Annotated in this window: 19 protein-coding genes and 1 pseudogene; 13 read left to right on the top strand and 7 right to left on the bottom strand. The window is 64.2% G+C overall.

Translation table 11 applies throughout. The annotated features are described in order from the left end of the window. Positions 1-10 precede the first annotated feature (10 nt). The 5 genes from CATRI_RS12180 to CATRI_RS12160 all read right to left on the bottom strand — a co-directional run bounded on the left by CATRI_RS12180 (position 11) and on the right by CATRI_RS12160 (position 6,196). Positions 11-1,966 carry an ABC transporter ATP-binding protein gene (locus tag CATRI_RS12180; RefSeq protein ID WP_290217957.1) on the bottom strand — a complete coding sequence of 652 codons (1,956 nt, stop codon included), beginning with the start codon at positions 1,964-1,966 and terminating at the stop codon, positions 11-13. Beyond that, positions 1,963-3,696 carry an ABC transporter ATP-binding protein gene (locus CATRI_RS12175; RefSeq protein ID WP_290217955.1) on the bottom strand — a complete coding sequence of 578 codons (1,734 nt, stop codon included), beginning with the start codon at positions 3,694-3,696 and terminating at the stop codon, positions 1,963-1,965. The genes CATRI_RS12180 and CATRI_RS12175 overlap by 4 nt, the downstream gene beginning before the upstream one ends. 65 nt (positions 3,697-3,761) lie before the next feature. Further along, positions 3,762-4,172, bottom strand: coding sequence for a hypothetical protein (locus CATRI_RS12170; protein WP_290217953.1), 411 nt, complete (start codon positions 4,170-4,172; stop codon positions 3,762-3,764). Between the two features lie 63 nt (positions 4,173-4,235). After that, positions 4,236-4,712 carry a hypothetical protein gene (locus tag CATRI_RS12165; protein WP_290217951.1) on the bottom strand — a complete coding sequence of 159 codons (477 nt, stop codon included), beginning with the start codon at positions 4,710-4,712 and terminating at the stop codon, positions 4,236-4,238. 104 nt (positions 4,713-4,816) lie between these two features. Then, positions 4,817-6,196 (bottom strand): FAD-dependent oxidoreductase, encoded by a 1,380-nt coding sequence (locus tag CATRI_RS12160; protein WP_290217949.1) that lies wholly within the window; start codon positions 6,194-6,196, stop codon positions 4,817-4,819. A 324-nt stretch (positions 6,197-6,520) separates the two neighbouring features. Between CATRI_RS12160 and CATRI_RS12155 the strand changes: the two genes are divergently transcribed. The 10 genes and pseudogenes from CATRI_RS12155 to CATRI_RS12110 all read left to right on the top strand — a co-directional run bounded on the left by CATRI_RS12155 (position 6,521) and on the right by CATRI_RS12110 (position 16,815). Then, positions 6,521-8,227 (top strand): nitrite/sulfite reductase, encoded by a 1,707-nt coding sequence (locus CATRI_RS12155; protein WP_290217947.1) that lies wholly within the window; start codon positions 6,521-6,523, stop codon positions 8,225-8,227. After that, positions 8,224-8,484: pseudogene (locus tag CATRI_RS12150) on the top strand (hypothetical protein). The gene CATRI_RS12155 and the pseudogene CATRI_RS12150 overlap by 4 nt, the downstream one beginning before the upstream one ends. Further along, the gene (locus CATRI_RS12145; protein ID WP_290217945.1) at positions 8,481-9,245 is read left to right on the top strand and encodes a phosphoadenylyl-sulfate reductase; all 765 of its coding nucleotides are present in this window, start codon (positions 8,481-8,483) and stop codon (positions 9,243-9,245) included. Before CATRI_RS12150 ends, CATRI_RS12145 begins: the two are co-directional and overlap by 4 nt. After that, positions 9,242-10,159: a sulfate adenylyltransferase subunit CysD gene (cysD, locus tag CATRI_RS12140; protein ID WP_290217943.1), complete on the top strand. Its 918-nt coding sequence runs from the start codon at positions 9,242-9,244 to the stop codon at positions 10,157-10,159. The genes CATRI_RS12145 and cysD overlap by 4 nt, the downstream gene beginning before the upstream one ends. Next, positions 10,159-11,436 (top strand): sulfate adenylyltransferase subunit 1, encoded by a 1,278-nt coding sequence (locus tag CATRI_RS12135; RefSeq protein ID WP_290217941.1) that lies wholly within the window; start codon positions 10,159-10,161, stop codon positions 11,434-11,436. Before cysD ends, CATRI_RS12135 begins: the two co-directional genes overlap by 1 nt. Beyond that, on the top strand, positions 11,433-12,152 hold the full coding sequence (locus tag CATRI_RS12130) for a sirohydrochlorin chelatase (RefSeq protein ID WP_290217939.1): 720 nt from the start codon (positions 11,433-11,435) through the stop codon (positions 12,150-12,152). Before CATRI_RS12135 ends, CATRI_RS12130 begins: the two co-directional genes overlap by 4 nt. Before the next feature lie 8 nt (positions 12,153-12,160). Beyond that, complete coding sequence (locus tag CATRI_RS12125; RefSeq protein ID WP_290217938.1) at positions 12,161-13,087, top strand: sulfite exporter TauE/SafE family protein; 927 nt, start codon at positions 12,161-12,163, stop codon at positions 13,085-13,087. A 137-nt stretch (positions 13,088-13,224) separates the two neighbouring features. Continuing rightward, positions 13,225-14,838, top strand: a complete 1,614-nt coding sequence (locus tag CATRI_RS12120; protein ID WP_290217936.1) for an AbgT family transporter — start codon at positions 13,225-13,227, stop codon at positions 14,836-14,838. 20 nt (positions 14,839-14,858) lie between these two features. Beyond that, complete coding sequence (locus CATRI_RS12115; protein ID WP_290217934.1) at positions 14,859-16,220, top strand: M20 family metallopeptidase; 1,362 nt, start codon at positions 14,859-14,861, stop codon at positions 16,218-16,220. Between the two features lie 19 nt (positions 16,221-16,239). Then, entirely contained in the window at positions 16,240-16,815 is a 576-nt protein-coding gene (locus tag CATRI_RS12110; protein ID WP_290217932.1) for a nucleosidase, read from the top strand. Positions 16,816-16,824: 9 nt separating this feature from the next. On the opposite strand, the gene CATRI_RS12105 is transcribed toward CATRI_RS12110, so the two are convergent. Together CATRI_RS12105 and CATRI_RS12100 are read right to left on the bottom strand one after the other, a co-directional pair. Continuing rightward, complete coding sequence (locus tag CATRI_RS12105; protein WP_290217931.1) at positions 16,825-18,201, bottom strand: AI-2E family transporter; 1,377 nt, start codon at positions 18,199-18,201, stop codon at positions 16,825-16,827. Positions 18,202-18,209: 8 nt separating this feature from the next. Continuing rightward, positions 18,210-21,626 carry a proline dehydrogenase family protein gene (locus tag CATRI_RS12100; protein ID WP_290217929.1) on the bottom strand — a complete coding sequence of 1,139 codons (3,417 nt, stop codon included), beginning with the start codon at positions 21,624-21,626 and terminating at the stop codon, positions 18,210-18,212. A 457-nt stretch (positions 21,627-22,083) separates the two neighbouring features. Here CATRI_RS12100 and dnaK point away from each other — a divergent pair, with 457 nt between their 5' ends. The 3 genes from dnaK (at position 22,084) to dnaJ (ending at position 25,898) form a co-directional block, all read left to right on the top strand. Further along, positions 22,084-23,937 (top strand): molecular chaperone DnaK, encoded by a 1,854-nt coding sequence (dnaK, locus tag CATRI_RS12095; protein WP_290217927.1) that lies wholly within the window; start codon positions 22,084-22,086, stop codon positions 23,935-23,937. Next, positions 23,937-24,584 carry a nucleotide exchange factor GrpE gene (grpE, locus tag CATRI_RS12090; RefSeq protein WP_290217925.1) on the top strand — a complete coding sequence of 216 codons (648 nt, stop codon included), beginning with the start codon at positions 23,937-23,939 and terminating at the stop codon, positions 24,582-24,584. Before dnaK ends, grpE begins: the two co-directional genes overlap by 1 nt. A gap of 129 nt (positions 24,585-24,713) precedes the next feature. Continuing rightward, complete coding sequence (gene dnaJ, locus CATRI_RS12085) at positions 24,714-25,898, top strand: molecular chaperone DnaJ (protein WP_290217923.1); 1,185 nt, start codon at positions 24,714-24,716, stop codon at positions 25,896-25,898. Positions 25,899-25,911 lie beyond the last annotated feature (13 nt).

Raw genomic sequence — 25,911 nt, 5'->3', positions numbered from 1 at the left:
CCAGGAACCTCTAGTCGTCCTCTGCGAATTGTGATTGGTGGAGGCGGTAGTAGGCACCTTCGGCATCGATGAGCTGCTGGTGGGTGCCTTGTTCGACGATGCGTCCTGCCTCCATGACGAGGATGAGGTCGGCGTCGCGGATCGTCGAGAGGCGGTGGGCGATGACGAAGGAGGTGCGGTCAGTGCGCAGCGCGTTCATGGCGCGTTGGACGAGCACCTCGGTGCGGGTGTCCACGGAGGAGGTTGCTTCGTCGAGGATGAGCAGGGCTGGCTGGGCGAGGAAGGCGCGGGCGATGGTGATGAGCTGGCGTTCGCCGGCGGAGAGGGAGCCGCTGTCCTGGTCGATGACGGTGTTGTAGCCGTCGGGGAGGGCATGGACGAAGCGGTCGACGTAGGTGGCGGTGGCGGCAGCGATGACCTCGTCATCAGTGGCGTCGAGGCGCCCGTAGCGGATGTTGTCCATGATGGTTCCTTCGAAAAGGATGGCATCTTGGAGGACCATGCCGGTTTGAGAGCGGAGGGCGTGGCGGGACATGGTGGCAATGTCGACATCATCAAGCAGGATCTCACCAGAGTCGAGTTCGTAGAAGCGCATGATGAGGTTGACCAGGGTGGTTTTTCCGGCGCCGGTGGGGCCGACGATGGCGACGGTTTGGCCCGGTTCGACCTGCAGGTTGAGGTCGTGGATGAGCGGTTCGTCTTTTCTGTAGCTGAAGGTGACGTCGCGGAACTCGACGCGGCCGCGGGCTTGTTCCGCGGGCTCCGGTGAGGTGGTGTCGGGGGTCTGGGAGGGGGCGTCGAGAAGCTCGAAGACGCGCTCGGCGGAGGCGACGCCGGATTGGACCATCTGCAGCATGCCAGCGACCTGCCCGAGGGGCTGGTTGAACTCGCGGGAGTATTGGATGAAGGCGGTGGCGTCGCCAAGCGTCATCTGACCTTGGGCGACGCGGAGGCCGCCGACGACGGCGATGCCAACGTAGGATAGGTAGGAGATGAACTGCATGATGGGCATCATCGTGCCGGAGAGGAATTGCGCGGAGGTGGCGGAGGAGTAGAGGTCTTGATTCCGCTCGTCGAACTCGTCGACCATGACTTCGCTGCGGCCGAAGATTTGCACGATATCGTGGCCGGAGAAGGCCTCTTCGACGTGGCCGTTGAGGTTTCCGGTGGCCTTCCATTGGGTGGCAAAGTGCTTTTGGGAGCGGGTGCCGATCACGGCGATGACCAGCCCAGTCAGCGGCAGGGAAAGGAGCGCGAGCAGGGCCAGTTGCCAGGACACCGAGAACATCATGATGATGATGCCGATGATCATGAGCACGGAGTAGAACAGTTGCGACAGTGCTTGCTGCAGGGCCTGCTGAATGTTGTCGACGTCGTTCGTGGTGCGGGAGAGGATGTCGCCGCGCTGACGGGAGTCGAAGTAGCTTAAGGGCAGGGAGTTGATCTTGTTTTCGACATCGGTGCGGAGGCCGTAGACGACCTTCATCACCAGGTCGTTGAGGATGCGCCCCTCGAACCACATGAATAGCGATGAGCCGCTGTACATGGCGATGACGGCGAGGATGAGCATGCCCAGGCGATCGAAGTCGATGCCGCTGCCGGGGGTGAGCGTCATCGCGGAGGCCATGTCGGCGAAGGTGTTTTGGCCTGCCGCGCGCAGTCCGGCGATGACTTCTTCCTGGGTGGCGCCGGCGGGCAGTTGGGCGGAGATAACGCCGCTGAAGATGACGTCCATCGCTTGGCCCATGACTTTCGGCGCCCAGACGGCGAGAACGACACAGATGATGACGAGGAAGAACACGAACGCCAGCGCTAAACGGTACGGGGAGAGCAATCCGATGAGGCGGAGGGCGGAGGGCCAGAACTGCTTGGCCCGGCGAGGGGAGGAATCGCCCCATTGGGAGGTGCCAACTTTGTCCTCGAGTTCCAGGATCTCCTGGTCGGTCAGTTGCGGTTCGGTGCTCATGGCGCGACCTCCGGTGCGATCTGGGATTCGACGATTTCACGGTAGGTGGGCGAGCTTTCTAGCAGCTCGAGGTGGGTGCCGCGGGCGACGATCCGCCCGGATTCCATGACGAGGATCTGGTCGGCGTGTTCGATGGAGGCGACTCGCTGCGCTACGACGATCATGGTCGCGTCCTTCATCCGCGGCACCAGCGCTTCGCGGAGGTTGGCATCGGTGATGAGGTCGAGGGCGGAGAAGGAGTCGTCGAAAAGGTAGATCTTTGGGTTGGCAACGAGGGTGCGGGCGATGCACAGTCGTTGGCGCTGGCCACCGGAAACGTTGGTGCCGCCCTGGGAAATCGGCATGTCCAGGCCGAGTTCGTGCTCGCGGACGAAGGCGGCCTGGGCGGTATCGAGGGCCTCCCACAGTTCGTCGTCGGTGGCATCGGGGGCGCCGAGCCGCAGGTTGCTGGCAACCGTCCCGGAGAAGAGGTAGGGCTTTTGGGGGACCATGGACACCCGCTCGACCAGGGAGGCCCGGGAGAGGTCGGTGACCTCGACGGCGTCGATAAGCACGGAACCGGAGGTGGCGCGGTGCAGCCGCGGAATGAGATTGAGCAGGGTCGTTTTGCCGGAGCCGGTGGCGCCGATGAGGGCGGTGACCTGGCCGGGGTGGGCGGTGAAGGAGATGCCGTCGAGGACAGGTTGGTCGGCGCCGGGGTAGGTGAAGGAGACGTCGCGGAGTTCGACATCGCCACGCAGGTAGGCGGGCTCGATGGGGTCAACTGGTTCGTTCATCGATGCCTCGTAGTTGAGCACTTCGTCGATGCGGCGGGCGCAGATGATGGCGCGGGGCAGCATCATCGCCATGAACGTGCCCATCATCACGGCGACGAGGATCTGCAGGAGGTATTGGAGGAAGGCAGTCAGGGAACCCACTTCGACGAGGCCCTCGTTGACGCGGTGACCGCCGAACCACAGCACGGCGCCGGTGGAGACGTTGAGAATGAGGGTGATGATCGGCCCCAAGAGGACGAAGAGCCGGCCGATGCGGACGGAGAGATCAGTGATGGAGCGGTTGGCGTCGTCGAAGCGCTTGGCCTCAAAATCCTCGCGGGTGAAGGCGCGGACGACGCGGATGCCGTTGATCTGTTCGCGCATGATGGCGATGATGCGGTCGATGCGCTTCTGCATGCCGGTGAACAGCGGGACCAGGCGGCTGATGAGCGTGACCACCACGACGGCCAGGACCAGCACGGATACCCACACGAGCCACGACAGCCCCGCATCCTCGCGCATGGCCATGACGATGCCGCCGACACACATGATCGGCATCGCGACCATGAAGTTGAGGATCATGAGGTAGACCATCTGCACCTGCTGCACGTCATTGGTGTTGCGGGTGATCAGGGTCGCGCTGCCGAAGTGGCCCATGTCTTCGGCGGAGTAGCCGGACACACGCTGGAAGATGTCGCGGCGGACATCCCGGCCGAGGCCCATTGCGGCGCGGGCACCGAACCACACGGCGATGACGGCAGTGATGACCTGGACGAACGCCACAATGAGCATGATGGCGCCGCGGTCCCAGATGTATCCGATATCGCCTCGGGCCACGCCGCCGTCGATGATTTCGGCGTTGAGGGAGGGAAGATACAGGGTGGCCAACGTTGACACGGTCTGCAGGATGACCAGGATGGCCACGTATCCGGCATAGGGCTTCGAGTGGGAAACAAGCAGTCGAACAAGTTCCACGGTGGTTCTCTTTCGGGCGGAGTGGAGGAACTAAGTCACCTCACTCTAGACCCGAGTACAGACATTTAATAGAAATAGACTGCGGCCCCCTCGCCGCCGGTGCAGCTGATGATGTCCTCGTCAATCGGCGCGCAATGCAGGTCATACTCGTGGCCGGTCACCGGGCTGGTCACCGCGATGCTCTCCCGAAGGTTGGCACGGACGGTGTCATTCGTGGCGTTGAGTCCGGTGATGAGCTCTTCGTGGACCGCGATGACGAACTCGCAGCTGGTATTCGCATTGCCGGCCCAGATGTTGGTACCCCAGCCGTCGCCGTGAATGCAGATGGTGGCGGGTTCGCCGAAGAGAGTGACTTTGGAGCCGACCGGTTCATAGGGAAGTGGCGTCGTCGCCGCTGGCGCAGTCGGTGCCGGGGGTTCTGCGCTGCAGCCGACCAGCACGCTGAGCGCTACGAGGGCAATTCCTATCGTGCGCATCGGTCTCGTCCCTTCAGGTTTCCAGGAGCAAACTAATCCACTGAAACCCGAGTATACGTCAATTTAGATGCAGGTAGGAACCTTGCGAGCCCGCTCGGCGGTGCCCGCCCAATCCACATCGAGGGCCACCGAGCCCTCCCAGGTAGTCACCGGGATGTGCAAGGACAGGAGCTTATCGACGACCGCGTCATGCCTGCCCTGCGTCCGGGGCGCCAGGTCGCCCGCCGCCGCGGCGGCCAGCAAGGTGTCGGTATCGCGGTCCTGCGGGGCGCCGGAGGCGAAAACTATGGCGTCGTAGAACTCCCGAAGGTCCTCGGCGACGAGGTCCGTTCCGAAGTGAACGTTGCCCAGCAAGCGCAGGGGAGCGGTTGCATGGCTGGTGCTGTTGCTGAGCAGCCCGAAGGGTGCGGGGGAGGGGGAGATGAGGTCCACGGCGATGTGGAAGTGCTCGTGGTTGAGCAGCTCTTGCGCGGCGCACATGCCCATGGCCCCGTCGCCGACGACAGCTACGCGCAGTGCGGGGGAGGAGTTCTGGGACATCAGCGTGCGCCCTTTCAATGATTGGTAGACCGTACTGTCTGCTAAAAATAGCAGCGCATAGGGATTTTGTAAAGGTTTTATTCGTTCAGGATGGACAAGTCAGTCTAGGTGGTAACCCCGACGGCGCGAGCATGGGTGACCATCTCGTCCCACTCGACGATCTTCTTGCGCTCACGCCCGGGCACCCCGGAGCTTTCGCCAAGGGCGCGCTCGGCGGCATCAAGCTGGTACCACCCCTCCCACGTCGTGTAGTCCACACCGCGCGAATCCAGCAGCTCGATGATCGCGCTGCTTTCGGCGTATGTCGGAGCAGTGAGCTGACCGGCCGTGGCATCGGCGAGGAGCATGTCTGTGGTCTGCTTGGCATCCGACTTGGTATTGCCAATGAGTCCGATGGGGCCCCGCTTGATCCAGCCCGTCGCATACAGTCCCGGCACCGGGGTTCCGCCCGGGGTGTGGAGAATGTGCCCGCCATCATTGGGAATGACGGCCGCTTCCGGGTCGAAGGGAAGGCCGGGGAGCGGGTCGGACTCGTAGCCCACGGCTCGGTAGACCGCCTGAACCGGCCAGTCGGTGAAAGAGCCGGTGCCCCGGACGTTGCCGGTGCCGTCAAGTTCGGTCCGTTCGGTGCGAAGTCCTACCACGCGTCCTCCGTAGTGAAGGATCTCCACTGGGGACTCGAAGAAGTGGATCTGCAGGGTATGCGGGGCGTCCTTGGGCTCGCGGATCGCGTATTGCTCGAGGATGGTGCACACCAGGTCCTGCGACTTAGAAGCGCGGCGGGCCTCCTCGGAGGCGGCGTCGTAGTCAATGTCTTCGGGACTTACGACGACGTTGATGGTGGGGGAGTGGTCGAGTTCCTTGAGTTCCTGCGGGGTGAACTTTGCCTGGGCCGGGCCGCGTCGGCCGAAGATATGCACCTCCTTGGCGGCGTTGCGGGAGAGGGACTCGTAGACGTTGTCGGAGATCTCGGTGACCAACAGCTCGTCGGCAGTCTTAGCGAGGACGCGGGCCGCATCGAGCCCGACATTGCCGACCCCAATGACCGCAACCTGTTCGGCCGAGAGGTCCCAGTCGCGGCTGAATCGAGGGTTGCCGTCGTAGGAGCCGACGAGATCGGCGGCGCCAAAGGAACCGGTGGTGTCGACACCCGGGATGGTGAGGGGGCGATCGCGTACGGCGCCGGTGGCAATGACGACGGCATCGTAATATTCGCGCAGCTCCTCGATGGTGATGTCCGTGCCGATGGTGACGTTGCCCAGCAGGCGAATCTCCGGCTTGTCCAGCACCTTGTGGAGCGAGGTGATGATGCCCTTAATGCGTGGATGATCCGGCGCGACTCCGTAGCGGATGAGTCCGAACGGCGCGGGCATCTGCTCGAAGAGATCGATGTGGACTTCGTGCTCGCTGTTTCGCACGAGGAGGTCGGACGCATAGATGCCGGCGGGACCGGCTCCGATGACGGCAACGTTGAGTGAGCTCATGGGTGAGGTTCTCCTTAGGTGTTGATGAGCCTGTGATACATAGACTGCCTGGTCTGCAAAAGTAGTCTCAGTGCCCTGATTGTTAAAGAAAAACCGCAGTTAAATTCAATCTGGGAAGAATATTTAAAGACCGATCGGTCTATTCTGGAATGGAGCTGATGGCTCATAAAAACCCAGGCCAGACCGCCAAAAACCGCACTACAGACAGGCTGTTGGGTACGAAACCATGAAATTAATCCTTGAATCCGCCTCCCTGGCACGCCTAGCTTCAATGGAACCGGCCAAATAATAGACCGAGTAGTTCATTAAATGAAGGGTTAAATCATGACACCCACCGCAACGGTGACTGAATCACGGGAGAAGGCGGCGCCTAGCGCGCGACCGCGCCGGGCGAAGAAGCCGGAAGGCCAATGGAAGATTGACGGCCGAGCGCCGCTCAACCACGCCGAGGAAGTCAAGCAGGAGGAAGACGCGCTCGCTGTGAAGCAGCGCGTGATCGATGTCTACTCCCAGCAGGGCTTTGATTCCATCCCGGCGGATGACCTAAACCCCAGGTTCAAGTGGCTGGGGATCTACACGCAACGCCGCCAGGATTTGGGTGGTGAACTGACGGGCCAGGTCTCCGATGAGGAGCTACAGGATAAGTACCTCATGATGCGGGTGCGCTTCGACGGCGGCCTGGCCTCCCCGGAGCGCCTCCGCGTAGTCGGCGAGATCAGCCGTGATTATGCCCGGTCCACGGCGGACTTCACCGATCGGCAGAACATCCAATTGCATTGGATTCGCATCGAAGATGTGCCGGCGATCTGGGACAAGCTCGATACGGTGGGGCTGAGCACCCTCTTGGGCTGCGGGGACGTCCCGCGCATTATCTTGGGCTCGCCGGTGGCCGGGGTGAGCGCGGAGGAAATCATCGATGCCACTCCGGCGATTGAGAAGATCCAACAGGAGCTGCTGCCCAACCCGGAGTTCCACAACCTGCCGCGCAAGTTCAAATCCGCCATTTCGGGCCACTCGCGCCAGGATGTCACCCACGAGATCCAGGACATTTCCTTCATTGGTTCAGTCCACCCGGAGCACGGCCCCGGTTTCGAGTGCTTCGTCGGAGGTGGGCTGTCCACCAACCCGATGCTCGCGCAATCACTGGGCGCGTGGATACCGCTCGAGGAGGTGCCGGACGTGTGGGCCGGGGTGGCGCGCCTGTTCCGGGACTATGGTTTCCGTCGCCTGCGCAACCGGGCGCGGTTGAAGTTCTTGGTGGCCCAGTGGGGCATCGAGAAGTTCCGCGAGGTCCTGGAGAAGGAATACCTGGGCAAGCCGCTCATCGATGGCCCCCATCAGCCCATCAATCCGGGTTACCGCGACCACATTGGCGCGCACCCACAAAAGGATGGCAAGTTCTATCTCGGGGTGAAGCCGACCGTGGGGCACACGACCGGCGAGCAGCTCATTGCTATCGCTGATGTCGCCGAGCGTTTCGGAATCGAGCGCATCCGCACCACCGCAGAGAAGGAGTTGCTCTTCCTCGACATCGAGCGCACGGACCTCACTGCGCTCTCCGCCGCGTTGGATGAGACGGGGTTGTTCTCGAAGCCCTCAGAGTGGCGGCGCAACATCATCTCGTGCACCGGCCTGGAGTTTTGCAAGCTCGCGCACGCCACCACGAAAGCCCGGGCCGTCGAATTGGTCGATGAGCTGGAGGAGCGGATCGGCGACATCGACGTGCCGGTGCGGATCGCGCTCAATGGCTGTCCCAATTCCTGCGCCCGCACGCAGGTCGCCGATATCGGTTTCAAGGGCCAGACCGTCACCGATGACGAGGGCAACCGGGTTGAGGGCTTCCAGGTTCACCTGGGCGGATCGATGAACATCAACGCCAATTTTGGTCGAAAGGTCAAAGGTCACAAGGTCATCGCCGACGAGGTCGGGGATTACGTCGTCCGCGTCGTCGGGCACTTCACCCAACAGCGCCACGAAGAAGAAACCTTCCAGGAATGGGTCCAGCGCGCCGACGAGGAGGACCTGAAGTGAGTTTCCGCCGTAAGCCCAATCCGAATCGCAACCACCCGCTGTTCTGCCCTTATTGAGCTGGTGAAATCCTCTTCCCTGCGGTCGAGGACGACTTCGCCTGGTCTTGCTCCGATTGCACGCGCGTGTTTTCGGTGCGCTACCACGGCCAGGACGAACCCCAGCAGCGCCCGGCACCAGCCCGCTCCACCAACCAAGCCATCCAAGAATCACTTCACCGACACGGAATCCAGCTCACCCCAGTGGGAGTTGCCCAATGAACCTACTCTCCGCCGCCACGCGCGACCCCCAAGTCAGCCCACCCGGCCCGCACACCACCGAACCACTCGATCCGGAGACGGCTCAGCGCAATGCCGAGCTCGTCGACACCTTCGCCGAGGACCTCAACAACGCGCCCGCCGAAACCATCCTCGCCTGGGCCGCTGAGCACGTTCCCGGCGCGGTCGCGGTGACCGTGTCCATGGAGAACACCGTGCTCGCGGAGTTGGCCGCGCGGCATCTGCCGCAGGCAGACTTCCTTTTCCTTGATACCGGTTACCACTTTGAGCAGACGCTGGCGGTAGCGGACGGCGTCGATAAGCACTACCCACAGCGACTTGTGCGAGTCCGGCCGGTGCTTACCCGCGCTGAGCAGGATGCCACCTATGGGGTGGCGTTGTACGGGCGCGACCCGGCGGCGTGTTGCCGGATGCGCAAGGTCGAGCCGCTGGCCGTGAGCCTGAGCCCCTATGCGGGGTGGGTGACCGGGTTGCGGCGCGCCGACGGGCCGACCCGCGCGCAGGCTCCGGCGCTGAGCCTCGATGCCACGGGGCGGCTGAAGATCTCCCCGATCATCACGTGGTCGCTGGAGGACACCGACGCCTTCATCGCGGACAACGACCTCATCCGGCATCCCCTGACCACGCAGGGCTACCCCTCCATTGGGTGCGCCACCTGCACCCTTCCCGTCGCCGATGGCGATGACCCCCGGGCCGGCCGCTGGGCTGGCAACGCCAAAACAGAATGCGGATTGCACACATGACCACTGCGATTGCCACCCAAAGACTTTCCCCTCACCTCAAGGACTTGGAAAACGAGTCCATCCACATCCTCCGGGAGGTGGCCGGCCAGTTCGACAAGATCGGCCTGCTGTTCTCCGGCGGCAAAGACTCCTGCGTGGTGCTGGAGCTCGCCCGCCGCGCGTTCGCCCCCGCCGCCGTGCCGTTGGAATTGCTGCACGTGGATACGGGCCACAACTTCCCCGAGGTCATTTCCTTCCGCGATCGCCTCGTCGAGCAGACCGGGGCGCGGCTGCGGGTCGCGCACGTCCAGGACTGGATCGACCGCGGTGACCTGCACGAACGCCCGGACGGTACCCGCAACCCGCTGCAGACCGTTCCCCTGGTGCAGACCATCGCCGAGCGCGGCTACGACGCCGTCCTCGGTGGTGCCCGCCGCGACGAGGAGCGCGCCCGCGCCAAGGAGCGCGTGTTCTCCGTGCGGGATTCCTTCGGCGGCTGGGACCCGCGCCGCCAACGCCCTGAGCTGTGGAGCCTCTACAACGGGGCGAAGCTGCCCGGCGAGAACATCCGCGTGTTCCCCATCTCCAATTGGACCGAAGCGGACGTGTGGGAGTACATCGGTGCCCGCAACATTGAGCTGCCGTCGATCTATTTCGCCCACGAGCGGGAGGTATTCCAGCGCGATGGCATGTGGCTGACCCCGGGGCCGTGGGGTGGCCCGCGGCGCGGCGAAGAGGTGGAAACCCGCCGGGTCCGCTACCGCACGGTCGGCGACATGTCCTGCACCGGCGCGATCGAATCCGTCGCCACCACGATCGATGAGATCCTCGCCGAGATCGCCACCTCCACCCTCACTGAGCGCGGCGCCACGCGGGCCGATGACCGCCTCAGCGAATCCGCCATGGAAGACCGCAAGAAAGAGGGATACTTCTGATGAACGCCTCCACCCTCATCGCCACCCGCGAAACCCTGCGCCTGTGCACCGCCGGCTCCGTCGACGACGGAAAGTCCACCTTCGTCGGCCGCCTCCTTCACGACACGAAGTCCGTCCTGGCCGACCAGCTCGCCTCCGTCGAGGCCACCTCCGCCGATCGCGGTTTCGACGGCATCGACCTGTCCTTGCTGGTCGACGGCCTCCGCGCCGAACGCGAGCAGGGCATCACCATCGACGTCGCCTACCGCTACTTCGCCACTGACCAGCGCACGTTCATCCTCGCCGACACGCCCGGCCACGTGCAGTACACCCGCAACACGGTCACCGGCATGTCGACGTCCCAGGTGGTGGTCCTGCTTGTCGACGCCCGCCATGGCGTCGTCGAGCAGACCGTCCGCCACCTGACAGTGGCCGCCCTGCTCGGTGTTCGCACCGTCATTTTGGCGGTGAACAAGATAGATCTGGTCGACTACTCCGAGTCCGTGTTCCGGGACATCGAGGCATCGTTTTCCGCGGCGGCCGATCGCCTCGGAGTGGCCGATACCCACGTCGTGCCCATCTCCGCGCTGCGGGGCGACAACGTGGCCGAGAAATCCACCGCGATGCCCTGGTACACCGGACCGACCGTGCTGTCCCTGCTCGAAGAGGTGGAGGTGACTCGCGGCCGGGCGCACGAGCTCGACCTGCGTTTCCCCATCCAATGGGTCATCCGCGAGCACGCCAGCGACTACCGCGGCTACGCCGGGCGCGTCGAATCCGGATCGGTCCGCGTGGGCTCGACGGTGAGCCTGCCCCACGGCCGGTCGAGCGAGGTCATTGGCATCGATTCCCCTGATGGCGCGGTCGAAGAGGCCGTGGCGGGGGACTCGGTCACCCTCCTGCTCGCCGACGACGTCGACCTCGCCCGAGGCGACCTCATCTCCGGTGCCGAGCGCCCCGCAGAAGTGCGCCACTTCGCGGCCACCGTCGTCGGGTTGACCGACAAGCCGCTGCGCGCCGGGGCCCCGGTGAAGGTCCGCTACGGCACCTCGCTCGTGCGCGGCCGCATCGCCTCCCTCGACCGGCTGCTGGACATCGACGAAGTGGCAGATGTTGATGCTCCGGAGTCCTTCCAGCTCAACGACATCGCCCACCTCAGCGTCGAGACAGCCGCTGAGCTGCCCATTGATGGCTACGCCGCACGCGGGGCCATCGGCAGTTTCCTGCTCATCGACCCCGCCAACGGCGCCACCCTGGCCGCCGGCCTCGTGGGCACCCGGCTCAGGAGGCAGCCATGACCGCGCTGATCACCCTCTCCCACGGCTCGCGCCACCCTAGCGCGAGCGGCGGTATCCGCCGTCTCACCCGGGCTGCCGGGCAGCTTATCGACGCCCCCGCCTTCGACGCTCACCTCGACTTCACCGAGCCCACCCTCCCGGATGTTGCCCTCCAGCTGGCCGCCGCCGGGCATCGGGAAGCGGTCGTCGTGCCCTTGCTGTTCACCGATGCGTTCCACGCGCGGCACGACGTGCCCGCGGTCGTGTCCGTCGCCGCGGAGGTGAGCGGGCTCGCCCTCCACGTTGCCCCCGGCCTGGGTACCGGTGAGGAGGTCGCCGGTGTGCTCTCCCAGCGCGTGGCCCTCGATGCACCCACCGGTGCCCACGTCGTGCTCTACCCGGTGGGCACGACTGATCCAGCAGCGCACGGGCGGCTCGTTGAGCTGGGTGCCCGCGTGGCGGAGCTGTCCGGGCACTCCGTTTGCGTGGTCCCGGCCACCGGCCCGGCTGGCAGCGGGGGAGCGGGCGTCATCGAGGCGGCCATGGGACGTCGGGCGGTACACGTGCTTCCCCTGTTCGTTACCGACGGCCTGCTGCTCGACCGCCTCCGCGAACAGCTCCCTCGCATCGCCGCCGCTACCGGGGCCCGGTTCACCTCCTCCCCGCCGCTGAGCATCGACCTCGCGGCAGTCGTCGCCGCCCGCTACCAAGCCGCGCTTCCCCTTCCGGCCGTCTAAGGAATCCCATGAAAACGCTCATCCTCATCGCCCTGGCAGGCCTCGCTGCCCAGCTTGTCGACGGGGGCCTCGGCATGGGCTTCGGCGCGACCTCCACCACCATCCTCATCCTCCTCGCCGGGCTCGGCCCCGCGCAGGCCTCCGCGGTCGTGCACGTCGCCGAACTGGGCACGACGTTCGTCTCTGGCGTCAGCCACTGGCGCTTCGGCAACGTTGATTGGCGGGTGGTCTTCCGCCTCGCCATCCCCGGCGCCCTGGGAGCCTTCGCCGGTGCCACCGTCCTATCCTCCCTGTCCACCGATGCCGCGCGTCCCCTCACCGCGGCCATCCTTGCCGCAATTGGGTTCAACCTCATCTGGCGCTTCTCCCGCGGCCGGGTCCGCCACTCCGTCAACGCCCAACCCCACTGCACCGGCTTCCTCGGCGGTCTGGGCTTGTTCGGCGGCTTTATCGATGCCTCCGGCGGGGGCGGTTGGGGGCCGGTGACCACCTCGACGCTGCTCTCGCTCGGGCGGACGGAGCCGCGCCGGGTCGTGGGCACCGTCAACACCGCGGAGTTCCTGGTCACCCTGGGGGCGACCCTCGGCTTCGTGTTGGGCCTGTGGGAGGAACTCGTGGCCAATTTCCCGGCCGTGCTCGCCCTCCTCATCGGCGGCACCATCGCGGCCCCACTGGCGGCCTGGTTGGTTACCCGCCTCAACCCGGTCGCACTGGGCGGGATCGTGGGCACGCTGCTGTTGCTGCTTAACCTGCCGGTGGTGCTAAATTTCCTCTCCGCGACGCAGCCGCTGGTGTGGTCACTCCAAGCGGTCACCCTGGTCCTCGGCCTGGCCTTGACGGGAGTGGGTGTGCAGCGGGCCCGCCGAAATCAGCTCGACGCGGCGGTGGTTACGGGCGTGAAGGAGCATCCCAGCAGTGAGACCGTGAGAGTTTAAATCCACCTCACACCCTCAGGTTGGCATGGGGGGAAATAATCAAAAATGAATGCTTCTCGCCTCATTCGAGTGTGATCTATGGAACAGTAAGGGAATCCCTACTCCCTGTGATGAGTCACTGCCAAGGATGTGAGCTTATGAGTAATACCGCAGAGAAAGACCGTGAACAGCAGAAAGAGAAGAAGGGCGGCTTAGGGGACCGGCTCCTCAACGGAATTGAGTACGTGGGCAACAAGCTGCCCGAGCCTTTTACCCTCTTCCTCATCCTCTTCCTCATCACGGGCGTGGCCTCCACCATCATGGCGGTCCAGGACATCAGCGTTCCCGTGCCTGGTTCGGAAGATGAACTCACCATCCGCGGCCTGTTTACCGGCGAGGGAATGACCTGGCTGACCACCACGATGGGTTCCAACTACATCGGCTTCCCGCCCCTGGTCACCGTGCTCCCGATCCTGTTGGCCACGGGAGTGGCCGAGCGCTCGGGCATGCTCTCGGCGCTGATCCGCAAGCTCTTCGGCTCGGCTAAGCGCTGGATCCTGCCCTACGCCGTCGGCATCGTGGGTGTCACCGCCTCGATCATGGCCGACGCCGCCTTCGTCGTCGTCCCGCCACTGGCCGCCATGGTGTTCAAGGCGGCGGGCCGCCACCCGGTCGCCGGCCTACTAGGTGGCTTTGCCGCCGTTGGCGCGGGCTACTCCACCGCATTGTTCCCGACCAGCCTCGATGCCCTCTTCGCTGGCATCACCAACGCCGTCATGGCTACCCTGCCCGGCCTGGCCACCACCGAGGTCAACCCGGTCTCGAACTACTACTTCAACATCGCCTCCGCGATTGTCCTGGGCCTGCTCGCCGGTTTCATCACCGATAAGGTCCTCGAGCCGCGCATGGTGCGTCAGGGCGTGCCCACGGAGGAGACCCTCAGCGACGAGGATGCTTCCCAGCGCGGCGATCGCGATGCCGAAGGCAACGAGCTCTCCGCCACCTTGACCAGCGAGGAAAACCGCGGCCTCGTCGCCTCCCTCTTGGCCGCCGTCGCCCTCACGATCGTGTTCCTCTGGGCCTTCCTCATGCCTAGCTCCCCCTGGCGCAATGACGCCGGCAACTTCCTGCCGCAGTCCCCGCTCCTGCAGTCGATCGTGTTCATTGTCTTCTCCTACTTCATGGTCATGGGCATCGTCTACGGCCTCTACGTGGGCACCGTGAAATCGGTATCGGACATCGTGAAGATGATGGGCCTCGCGCTCAAGGACATGATGGGTTTCCTTGTGCTGGCGTTCATCCTCGGCCAGTTCGTCGCCCTCTTCGCCTGGACCGGCATCGGCACGTACACCGCCGTCAAGGGTGCGGCCTTCCTCGAATCGATCGGGCTCACCGGTTTCGGCGCCATCCTCGCTTTCATCGTCCTCGCCTCGCTGCTCAACCTGCTCATCATCTCCGGCTCCGCCATGTGGACGCTCATGGCGGCGGTCTTCGTGCCCATGTTCGCGCTCATCGGCTTCGAGCCCGCCTTCACCCAGGCAGCTTTCCGCGTCGGTGACTCCGCGACCCAGGTGATCACCCCGCTGAACCCGTACATGATTGTCATCCTGGGGCTGCTGCGCCGTTACGAACCGAATGCCGGATTGGGCACGCTCATGTCCCGTCTCGTGCCCTTCGTCATTCCGTTCTGGCTCTCCTGGGCCACCCTGCTCGCCATCTGGTACTTTGCCGACCTGCCCCTTGGCCCCGGTGCCCAGATCTTCCTCCAATAAAAGGTATGAAAATTTCCCCTATGAACGAGCCAGACCGCACGACCCCTTCGACCGCTTTCCTTGACCACGCCAGCGCCGGCATTGAGGCCCGCATGAGGGAAGTTGAAGAATCCGACACCGGTTTGCCGGTGTCTCTGGACGCCTATCCGGGACAGGAAACGGTGTGGGCGACGGCGTCGACAAGCGCGGAAGCGCTGGAACCGGAACTGACCGCCCTCCTGCAGAACCTCCATGCCCATCCGGAGGTGGCGTTCGAGGAGGTCCACGCTCAGCGGACCATCGCCGAGCTGCTCGAAGCCAAGGGCTTCGCCGTGGAGCGTGGCGTGCACGGAGTTGATACCTCGCTGCGCACGCTTTACGACGCCCCGGGCTACGACCCCGCCCGCCACCGCACCGTCGCCATCCTGGCGGAATACGATGCCCTGCCGGGCATCGGGCATGCCTGCGGGCATAACATCATCGCCGCCGCCGGCGTCGGTGCCTTCCTGGCAGCCGTCGACGCTCTGCGCGAATCGAGCCTCGGCGGGCGCATCGTTTTCCTGGGAACGCCCGCGGAGGAGGGACATTCCGGCAAGGAATACATGATCCGCGGCGGCATGCTCGATGGGATCGACGTGGCCATCATGATCCACCCTTTCGGCTACGACATTTCTAGCCACTACTGGCTCGGCCGCCGCACCCTGGAGGCGACGTTCCATGGGGTGGCCGCGCACGCCAGCTCGCAGCCGTTCATGGGCCGCAATGCACTCGATGCCGCCACCCTTGCCTACCAGGCGATGGGATTGCTGCGGCAGCAAATGGCGCCGAGCGATCGCCTGCACTCCGTCATTACCGACGGCGGGCACCGTCCCTCCGTCATCCCGGAGAAGGCCGCGCTAAACATCTACGTCCGTTCCCTACTCACTGATTCACTCGTTGATCTCTCCGCACGCGTGGGCAATATCCTCGACGGCGCCGCGCTCATGACCGGGTGCACCGTGGAGAAGAGGTGGGACATCCACCCCGCCACCCTGCCGATTCGCAATAATGAGACCCTCCTTGGGCGCTGGACCCACACCCAGGCGCTGCGCGGCCGGACCGCGGCACCCGCCGGGGTAGTGCCCGACTCTTTGGCCGCGTCCACCGACTTCGGCAATGTGTCCCAACTCGTTCCGGGGATCCACCCAATGGTCAAGGTCTCCCCACCGGATGTCGCCTTGCACACGGCGGCATTCGCGGAGTGGGCCTGTTCGCCCGAAGCCAGCCGCGCCGCAGTCGATTCTGCCACTGGCCTGGCGCAGGTCGCCGTCGACGTCCTCGGCGATGATGCCCTCGCCGCGGCCGCCCTCGCCGAGTTCGAGGCCAACGGAGGTAAGTTCAGCGTCGCAGACCAATTGGGGTGAGCGGCTATGCTCTGAAAGCATGAATCAACCCCTCTTCGTCGCCGCAGTTCCCGGTGAAGTCACCCAGCTCCCCGAGGGCACCACGTTGCTCATCACCGGTATCGGCACCCTGGCCGCAGCTATCTCTCTCACCGAGTACCTGGCTGCGGCCCGCGCCGCCGGCGAGCTGCCCTCCCGGATTATCAACGTTGGTACCGCCGGGGCGCTGCGCCCGGAGCTGGGCGATGGGGTGTACGAAATCACGTCGGTGTTCAAGCACGACTTCGACTCCGATGTCGTCCCCGGCGTTGCCGAGCGATTCAGCCCCGACGTCATTGAGCCCGCGGCTTCCGGGCTTTTCCCAGTCGCCTCCCTGGCCACGGGCGACACCTTTGTCAATGACTCCGCCAAGAAAGAAGCCCTCGCCGCCCGCGCCGAACTCGTTGACATGGAGGGCTACGCCATCGCGGCGGTAGCTCTGCACTTCGGCGTGCCCGTCACCTTGCTCAAGCAGATTTCTGATCACGCTGATGAGGCCACCGCCTCCGGTTGGGCCGACTCGCTCGACGAATGCTCTCGCAAGATCGCCGACGCCGTAGCCAAGCTCAGCTTCTAAGCCGTCAGGCTACTCTGGGTCGGTTTCCACAATCTTGCGGAACCGCGGCAGGATGCCACCCGACTCGGCCTTCTCCCCTGAGGAATCCTCATTCTTCCGGCGGCCCATCGACATGAGCTTGTCGCGCACCCCCTCGAAAGCTTCCCGGGACGTGACGTTCGTGCCCTCCGCGGTGGCAATCTCAATGTCGTCGATGCTGATCTCACCGGCGCGAAGAGCGACCAACTCGGAGTGGTAGCGAATCCAGACGGCGATGGTAGCGGCGACGGGGACCGCGAGGAAGGCACCGATGATGCCGAACATCGTGGAGCCCACGGTGACGGAAAGCAGCACAATCGCAGCGTGAAGGTTCATGGCCTTCGACTGCAGGATCGGCTGGAGAATGTTGCCCTCGATCTGCTGGACCAAGAGGATCAGCGCCAGCACGAGCAGAGCATTGGTCAGGCCGTTAGTGACCAGTGCGATGATGACGGCCAGGGCGCCGGCGGTGAACGCACCAACGATCGGGATGAAACCGGCGAAGAAGGTAATCACGGCTAGCACCAGCGCGAGGGGGACGCCGAGGATGAGCAAGCCGACACCGATGAACACGGCGTCAACCAAGGACACCAGCGCCTGCGCTCGGATGAACCCGGCCAGGGTGTTCCACGTGCGGGTGAGGACCTCAGTGAGGTGCCACCCGGCATTGGCGCCGGTGTACTTGCGCACGAAGGGCAGGAACTTGGAGCCGTCCTTGAGGAAAAAGAAGGTGAGCACCAGCATGACGACGAGGGTCACTACGACGGAGGTCGCCGCGGACAGCCCGCTGAACACACCTGAGGCGATGTTGGCGGACTGCTGGCGGACGTAGTTGACCACGTCATCGAGCGCCCCGCTGAACTGACCGAGGTCGAGATTGAAAGGTCCGCTCTGGACCCAGGCGGTGATCCGATCGATACCGTTGGAGGCTTCCGTCACCAGGGAGGCACCTTGGTCGCGGACAGTCGGGGCCATGGCGGCGAAAACTCCGATGATGATGGCGAAGAAGCCCACGATCGTGGAGATGGCTGCCAAGGCCGAGGGGAAGTGCAACTTGTTGCGGAAAAAGCTGGACACCGGCCACAGCACCGAGGTGACCAGAATGGCGAGCAAGATCGGTAGGAGTCCTACCCACACCTTCCCCAGTAATTGCAGGGCCAGGTAGCCGGCCACCACCATGATGATGAAGCGCAGCGCCCACCCCGCAGCCCAGCGACCATCGCGGCCGATGATGACGCCGCGATCCGTAACCTCGTCGGAGCTGTGCGAGATCGGTTGGTCTTCCGCTATCTCCGCGATGGAGTCGGAGAGATCCCGGGTATCGGTGCCGTGCATCCCGGGCTTCTGGGGATCAAGTGGTGTGCTCATAAGAGTTTCTATTCTGCCAGAGAAACCTTCTTTGTTCCTAGTACGCCAAAACGGTGCATGGTCTGGGAAATTGCCTGCTCCAACAGGAAGGGGAGGAGTTCGCGGCGCCCGTCGGCGATTACCGGACTATCCAGGATCACTGACCCCGATTCGGCGGCCGCCGAGTAGAGCTCCGTCCCCGCATCCCCCAGCACTCGAACTCGTGCTCCCTTGAGCCCTTCCAGCTCGACTGCAAAGGAATCGTTGCTGATAGCGCGGGCGTGGATCCCGGCCTGGGACAGCTCGCGGGCCACCGAGTCGCGGGCAGAGATGTCCACGGTAGTGCCGGTGCGCAGCGCGGCGAGCTGCAAACGCAGAACGTCGCGGAGGGCGAAGTTCTCGCCGACGCGGATGTACAAACGGTCGAGCAGCGGGCGGTAGCGGAAGATGTTGGCCTCGGAGCGCAAAGCCGTGAGATCGTGGGTGGCGCCGAATTCTTCACGCCACGCCACCTGGTCGAGCTCGGCGGCAGTGGTGAGCCAGCGGAGATCGTCATCGCTTAACAATTCAGTGGCGCGGCGCAGGAAATCAGCGGTTGTGCTGGGCAGTTCCACCTGGGCGACCTCGAGGGAACCGTCCGACCAGACACCCTGCTGGGCGACGTAGTTCGGGCCGCCAGCCTTGGCGCCTGCACCAATGACGGAGTCCTTCCAGCCGCCGAAGGACTGGCGCTGGACGATCGCGCCGGTGATGCCCCGGTTGATGTAGGCATTGCCAACCTCGACGCGATCGCACCAGAAATTGATCTCCTGGGGATCGAGGGAATGGATGCCGCCGGTGAGGCCGAACCCGGTGGAGTTCTGCCATTCGATGGCCTCCTCCAGGGTGGAGGCGTGCATGATGCCGAGGACAGGGCCGAAGCACTCGTGGGTGTGGAACCAGGAACCGGGGGCAACGTTATCGCGGATGCCCGGGGTCCAGAAGCGGCCCTCATCGTCAAGCTGGCGGGGCTTGAGCAACCAGGATTCGCCCTCATCCAGCTGGGTGAGGCCGCGCTGCAGCTTCTCGCCGGGGGGAGAAATCAGCCCGTTCATGGTGGTGGTGATGTCGGTGCCGGGGCCGACGCGGAGGGTGGAGACGGCGTCGATAAGCTGCTCTCGCAGGCGGCGGGACTCGCCCGCGGCGCCGACGAAGATGACCAGCGAGGAGGCTGAGCATTTCTGGCCGGAGTGGCCGAAGGCGGAGCGGTAGATGTCGGCTACGGCGAGGTCTGGGTCGGCCGCCGGGGTGACGATGATGGCGTTCTTGCCTGACGTCTCCGCAGAAATAGCCATCTCCGGGCGCCAGGAGCGGAAGAGCTTTGCGGTCTCGGACGCCCCGGTGAGGATGACGTGGTCGACGTTCTCGTGGGAGATGAGACGCTGGCCGGCATCGGCCTCGTCGGTTCGCAGGAGCTGCACCAGGTCGCGGTCAATGCCGTGGGCGTCGAGGCCGCGGTGAATGGCGTTGACCAGCACCTGGGCGCAATCGACGACCTCCGGGGCGGGGGAGAGGATCACTGCCGAACCGGCCGCGAGGGCCGAGGTCACGCCGCCGCAAGGGATGGCGACGGGGAAGTTCCACGGCGGGACCACGACGGTAACGGCATGCGGGGTGAACTCCGAGCGTGCCTCGTCGAGCAGGCGGGCGGACTGCCCGTAGTAGGTGGCAAAATCGATGGCCTCGGAGATCTCCGGATCGGATTGATCGACGGTCTTACCAGCCTCATGGGCCATGACGGTGATGAACTCGCCGCGGGCCTTCGCCAGCTCGTCGGCGATGGTGTCCAACACGGCGGCGCGCTCGGCGCCGCTCCGGCCCGCCCACCCGTGAGATAGCTGGCGGGCGGTGGCAACGGCGGCGTCGACAAGCGCCGGATCGGTGATTTCCTCCTGCTCGATGGTGATCGGCTCGGCGGCGAGGGCGGCCAACGCCCATTCGCGGCTGGCGCGCAGAGCCGGATCGGTGTCTGGCTCGTTGATAAAGCGCCCGGTATCGGGGGCCTGGCGGGACTGCTCAATGCGACGATCCTGGGTACGTCGGGGCCGGTCAGAGACCTCCCAGCGGTCCTCAACGGCGCGCTTGAAGGCCTCTTCCTGGCGGTCCATCGGTGTGGTGCCCGGCGCGAACAGTGAGTGGAGGAAGTTCTGCTCCTCGGCGTTTTCCTCCAGGCGGCGAACGAGGTAGCTGACGGCGACGTCGAAGTCCTCGGCGTGCACGACCGGGGTGTAGAGGATCATTCGGCCGATGGCCGCTTTGACCAGGCGGGACTGCTCCGGGGACATGCCCTGGAGCATCTCGGCGTCGACCTGCTTCTCGACGCCGCGGGCCACCGCCAGCTCCCATGCCGCCGCGACGGTGAAGAGATTGTGGCTGGCGATGCCGATGCGCACGTTGGCGGCGTGTTCGGGGGTGAGGATCCAGTCGACGAGGCGCAGGTAGTTGGCATCGACGGCATGCTTGGTGGCGTAGGGGGCCTGTGGCCAGCCGTGCACCTCGGCCTCGACCTTCTCCATGGAGAGGTTCGCGCCCTTGACCAGGCGAATCTTAATGGGGGCGCCACCATTGCTCACGCGCTCGGCGGCAAAGGAAGCCAACTCTTGCAGGGCCTCGAAGCTATCCGGCAGGTAGGCCTGCAGCACGATGCCGGCCTCCAAGTGCGTGAACTCCTCCTCGCTGAGTAGCTCGGTGAACAGGCGGATGGTCAGGCGTAGATCCTTGTACTCCTCCATGTCCAGGTTGATAAACACGCCGTTGTATTTGGCGGCCTGGTACATCGGGCGCAGCTGGTCCTTGAGCCGGGCCAGCGATCCCTCCAGGTCCCAGGGATTGAGCTGTGCGCAAAGGCTGGAGGCCTTGACGGAGACATAGGTCACGCGCGGGTTCGAGATGAGGGCGAGGGTGCGCTCGGCGCGGCGCTCTGCTTCGTCGTGGCCCAAGACTGCCTCGCCGAGGAGGTTGAGGTTGAGCTGAGTATCGTCCTTCGCGGACTTGTCCAGCAATTTGTTCAAGGCTTTGCCGTCCGCGTCGAGGACGAGGTGGCCGACCATCTGGCGAAGGCGCATCCGGGCGATGGGCATGACGATTTGCGGGAAAAGGGTGCCGAGCTTGCCTCCGAGCTGCAGGGCCGACTTGTTCAGAGGTCCGAGGAATTTCGGTCCTTCCGGCATCTGCGCCAGGGCGTTGGCGGCGGTGGCGTTGTCTTCGGGGCGGGCAACGCGGTCGACGAACTGCATGGTGAAGGCCACGCCCTTGGGGTCGCGCACGAGCTCCGCAAGTTCGCGGGTGCCCTTCGCGGCGCTTTTCGACGTCCCCGCGGCACCGGGGGCACTGGCCTCCAGCCAGCCGCGGGCACGGTCGATGGCGGCGGGCATGACGGACTCGAGGGTTGGCTGAGATGGTGACATGAGAATGGGGTCCTTTTGAGGTAGTGGGCTGAAACGTTTGGGGGAAGTTTCAGGCGACTACCGGAGGACGGTCGCTACTACGCCGAGTTCGGGTGTGCTCGCGGTTCATGGCAGTGGGCACCGCCTTTCAGTTCTCCCGGCACGCTAGCGCGCCCCAGGGTGTGGGCGGCATTTGTGACGGTGGTCTCTCACGGGTGAGTACCTGTATTAACTCACAAGGGTGAGATGCCGTCAAGATCGAGGCCCTCTAGGGGTGTGAGGGGGCTAATTTATGGGTTGTTAGCAGGGAATTTAAAAAAGTTGAGCGAAGAGGGAACAACTCTGAAGGGTGCACCGTTGTAGAAAGTGTCAGATTGAGTGACCTTGGCTCAAGGCTTGCTGGTACAGTAGGTCCCGATAAGTTGAGTCACTCGCAATCAACTTCACAAAATCCCTAACAACATGGAGGAAAAACAACATGGGACGCGCAGTAGGAATTGACCTCGGTACCACCAACTCGGTGGTCTCCGTTCTGGAAGGCGGCGAGCCCGTCGTCATCGCTAACGCCGAAGGCTCCCGGACCACCCCGTCCGTCGTCGCCTTTGCCAAGAACGGCGAGGTCCTCGTCGGCCAGTCCGCCAAGAACCAGGCCGTGACCAACGTCGACCGCACCATTCGCTCCGTCAAGCGCCACATCGGCACCGACTGGAGCACCGATATTGATGGCAAGAAGTACACCCCGCAGGAGATCTCCGCTCGTACGCTCATGAAGCTGAAGCGGGACGCTGAGGCCTACCTCGGTGAGGATGTCACCGATGCAGTCATTACCGTCCCCGCCTACTTCGAGGACGCACAGCGCCAGGCTACGAAGGAAGCCGGCCAGATCGCCGGACTCAACGTTCTGCGCATTGTCAATGAGCCCACCGCAGCAGCTCTGGCATACGGCCTGGAGCGCGGCGACAAGGAGCAGACCATTCTGGTCTTCGACCTTGGCGGCGGTACCTTTGACGTCTCCCTGCTGGAGATCGGTGACGGTGTCGTGGAGGTCCGCGCCACCGCTGGCGATAACAAGCTCGGCGGCGACGACTGGGATCAGCGCATCGTCGACTGGTTGGTCGACAAGTTTAAGGCTTCCCAGGGCATTGACCTGACCAAGGACAAGATGGCCCTGCAGCGTCTGCGCGAGGCCGCTGAGAAGGCCAAGATTGAACTGTCCTCCTCCCAGCAGGCAACGATCAACCTGCCGTACATCACGGTGGACGCTGACAAGAACCCGCTCTTCCTGGACGAGACCCTGACTCGCACCGAGTTCCAGAAGATCACCCAGGACCTGCTCGATCGCACCAAGGAGCCGTTCAACCAGGTCATCAAGGACTCCGGTATGTCCGTCTCCGACATCGACCACGTTGTTCTCGTGGGTGGTTCCACCCGCATGCCCGCCGTCACCGAGATGGTCAAGGAACTGACCGGTGGCCGCGAGCCGAACAAGGGCGTCAACCCCGACGAGGTCGTCGCTGTCGGCGCTGCCCTGCAGGCCGGCGTTCTGCGCGGCGAGGTCAAGGACGTGCTGCTGCTAGACGTCACCCCGCTCTCCCTTGGTATTGAGACCAAGGGTGGCGTGATGACCAAGCTCATCGAGCGCAACACCACCATCCCGACCAAGCGCTCGGAGACCTTCACCACCGCTGAGGACAGCCAGCCCTCCGTGCAGATCCAGGTCTTCCAGGGCGAGCGTGAAATGGCTTCCGCCAACAAGCTGCTCGGTTCCTTCGAACTCGGTGGCATTGCCCCGGCACCGCGTGGTGTCCCGCAGATCGAGGTCACCTTCGACATCGACGCTAACGGCATCGTCCACGTCACCGCCAAGGACAAGGGCACCGGCAAGGAGAACACGATCAAGATCCAGGACGGCTCCGGCTTGTCCCAGGAAGAGATCGACCGCATGGTCAAGGACGCCGAGGCTCACGCTGAGGAGGACAAGAAGCGCCGCGAGGAGCAGGAGACCCGCAACAACGCTGAGTCCATGGTCTACCAGACCCGCAAGTTCATGGAAGAGAACTCCGACAAGCTCTCCGAGGACATCAAGTCCAAGGTGGAAGAGGCTGCCAAGGGAGTCGACGAGGCCCTCAAGGGCGAGGATCTCGACGCCATCAAGGCTTCCGTGGAGAAGCTGTCCACCGAGTCCCAGGAAATGGGTAAGGCCATCTACGAGGCAGAGGCTAATGCCGGTGCCACCCAGGCCGGAGCCCCGACCGCTGACGCCGATGACAATGTCGTCGACGCCGAGGTGGTCGAGGATGACGCTCCTGAGGCAGACGAGGAGAAGAAGTAGTGACCAACCCCAATCCGTCTATGCCCGACAACCCGGGCGACCCGGAGCACACCGATCCGGAGGCAACGTCGGCCGAGCAAGCCGAAGCTGCCGCCGAGGAGGCTGCCCAGGCCCACGGTGCGGGTGAGTTCGATCCGGCCCTGGAGGCGGAAATCGAAGAGGCCTTTGCCAACGTCGATCCCGATCACGACGGCGATGGTGAAGTCTCGGACATTGAGGCCCAGCTGGCGGAGCGCACCGAGGATCTGCAGCGCATTAGCGCCGAGTACGCCAACTACCGTCGGCGTACTGAGCGTGACCGCCAAGGCATCATCGATGCCGCCAAGGCAGCTGTCTTGACCCAGCTCGTGCCCATTCTGGACGATCTGGATCTGGCTCGCCAGCACGGTGACTTGGAGGAAGCTGGCCCTCTGCGGGCCTTCGCCGACAAGCTCACCACCACGCTGGATAGCCAGAAGCTTGCTGCATTCGGAGTTGAGGGCGATGCCTTCGATCCCGAAATCCACGAGGCCGTGCAGGACTTGTCGTCCGGCGAGGAGAAGGTGATCGGCACAGTGTTGCGCCGTGGCTACCGCGTCGGTGATCGCCTGGTCCGGAATGCGATGGTCATCATCGCTGACCCGGCTGGTGGGGCCGACAACGCCTAAACCGCACCGCTACCGTGAGACATCGCCGCTCTACCTGGGAGTTGAGGGAAAGCCCCGACCCCGGGGGCGGCGATGCGCACGTTTCACGCATGATATTGATAGAGACTTTTTGGAAGGAGGAGATGCCCAGTGACTGTTCAACGTGAATGGGCAGACAAGAACTACTATGCGGATCTGGGGGTCTCCTCGTCCGCGAGCACGGAAGAGATCAAAAAGGCCTACCGCAAGCTGGCCCGGGACAATCACCCGGACAAGCATCCCGGTGACAAGGCCGCTGAAGAGCGCTTTAAAAAGGTGGCCGAGGCCTATGACGTCGTCGGCGACGAGACCAGGCGCAAGGAATACGACGAGCTAAAAGCCATGCTTCGTAGTGGCGGTTTCGGAGGTGCCGGGTTCCCGGGCGGGTTTCGGCAGACGCAGCAAGAAGACTTCGACGTCTCGGACCTCTTCGGGCAAGGATCCCGAGGATCCGGTGGAGGATTTTCTGCGGACGGCGGCCTGGGCGATATCTTCGGTGGCCTTTTCAACCGCGGCGGCGCTCCTCGCCACTCAGCTCGGCCGACGCGGGGCCAAGACGTCGAAACTGAACTCACTTTGGACTTCCGGGAAGCCGCGAAAGGGACCACGATCCCCCTCCAAATAAGTGGAGTGGCACCCTGCAACACCTGCCACGGCTCAGGGTCCAAATCGGGCAACCCCACGACCTGTCCTGTGTGTTCCGGATCCGGCTACACCTCGGAGAACAAGGGAGCCTTCGGGTTCTCAGCTCCGTGTACCAACTGTGACGGAACCGGTCAGGTCATCACCGACCCGTGCACTACCTGCCACGGCTCCGGGACGGTGCACCGTACTCGTTCGATTACGGTTCGCATCCCCGCTGGCGTCATCGACGGGCAAAAGGTCCGCCTCGCTGGGCAAGGTGAGGCGGGTCCGAACGGCAAGCCGGCGGGCGACCTCTTTGTCACCGTCCACGTCAAACCGGACAAGGTGTTTACCCGTTCGGGCGACGACCTCGAAGTCACCATCCCGGTGTCCTTCGCGGAACTCGCCCTCGGGGACACCATCTCGGTCCCGACTCTCGACGCCCCCGTGAAGGTCAAGGTCCCAGCGGGGACACCGAACGGCCGCACGCTGCGCGTGCGGGGCCGGGGCATACCCAAGCGCGGCGACTCGGCCGGTGATCTCTTAGTCACCGTTGAGGTCGCGGTTCCAAAGAACTTAGACGCCGCCGCGAACAGTGCCTTGCGCACCTACGCGCAGGCGGAAAAGAGCTCTGGGTTTAGTCCCCGCGCGGACTGGCCCGGCAACAAGTAACTCAAAGGAGGTG

The sequence above is a fragment of the Corynebacterium atrinae genome, assembly GCF_030408455.1.
Taxonomy (GTDB): domain Bacteria; phylum Actinomycetota; class Actinomycetes; order Mycobacteriales; family Mycobacteriaceae; genus Corynebacterium; species Corynebacterium atrinae.
Note: the sequence above shows the minus strand (reverse complement) of the source record. Positions and strands in the feature narration are given on the sequence as shown.

Bases quoted from the DNA above. Each gene is read 5' to 3' on its own strand.
- CATRI_RS12155 (WP_290217947.1), top strand. From the start codon at position 6,521: ATGACACCCACCGCAACGGTGACTGAATCACGGGAGAAGGCGGCGCCT.
- CATRI_RS12180 (WP_290217957.1), bottom strand. From the start codon at position 1,966: ATGAGCACCGAACCGCAACTGACCGACCAGGAGATCCTGGAACTCGAG.
- CATRI_RS12160 (WP_290217949.1), bottom strand. From the start codon at position 6,196: ATGAGCTCACTCAACGTTGCCGTCATCGGAGCCGGTCCCGCCGGCATC.
- CATRI_RS12125 (WP_290217938.1), top strand. From the start codon at position 12,161: ATGAAAACGCTCATCCTCATCGCCCTGGCAGGCCTCGCTGCCCAGCTT.
- CATRI_RS12110 (WP_290217932.1), top strand. From the start codon at position 16,240: ATGAATCAACCCCTCTTCGTCGCCGCAGTTCCCGGTGAAGTCACCCAG.
- CATRI_RS12170 (WP_290217953.1), bottom strand. From the start codon at position 4,172: ATGCGCACGATAGGAATTGCCCTCGTAGCGCTCAGCGTGCTGGTCGGC.
- CATRI_RS12145 (WP_290217945.1), top strand. From the start codon at position 8,481: ATGAACCTACTCTCCGCCGCCACGCGCGACCCCCAAGTCAGCCCACCC.
- CATRI_RS12105 (WP_290217931.1), bottom strand. From the start codon at position 18,201: ATGAGCACACCACTTGATCCCCAGAAGCCCGGGATGCACGGCACCGAT.
- dnaK (WP_290217927.1), top strand. From the start codon at position 22,084: ATGGGACGCGCAGTAGGAATTGACCTCGGTACCACCAACTCGGTGGTC.
- CATRI_RS12130 (WP_290217939.1), top strand. From the start codon at position 11,433: ATGACCGCGCTGATCACCCTCTCCCACGGCTCGCGCCACCCTAGCGCG.
- CATRI_RS12120 (WP_290217936.1), top strand. From the start codon at position 13,225: ATGAGTAATACCGCAGAGAAAGACCGTGAACAGCAGAAAGAGAAGAAG.
- cysD (WP_290217943.1), top strand. From the start codon at position 9,242: ATGACCACTGCGATTGCCACCCAAAGACTTTCCCCTCACCTCAAGGAC.
- CATRI_RS12100 (WP_290217929.1), bottom strand. From the start codon at position 21,626: ATGTCACCATCTCAGCCAACCCTCGAGTCCGTCATGCCCGCCGCCATC.
- CATRI_RS12115 (WP_290217934.1), top strand. From the start codon at position 14,859: ATGAACGAGCCAGACCGCACGACCCCTTCGACCGCTTTCCTTGACCAC.
- CATRI_RS12135 (WP_290217941.1), top strand. From the start codon at position 10,159: ATGAACGCCTCCACCCTCATCGCCACCCGCGAAACCCTGCGCCTGTGC.
- CATRI_RS12165 (WP_290217951.1), bottom strand. From the start codon at position 4,712: ATGTCCCAGAACTCCTCCCCCGCACTGCGCGTAGCTGTCGTCGGCGAC.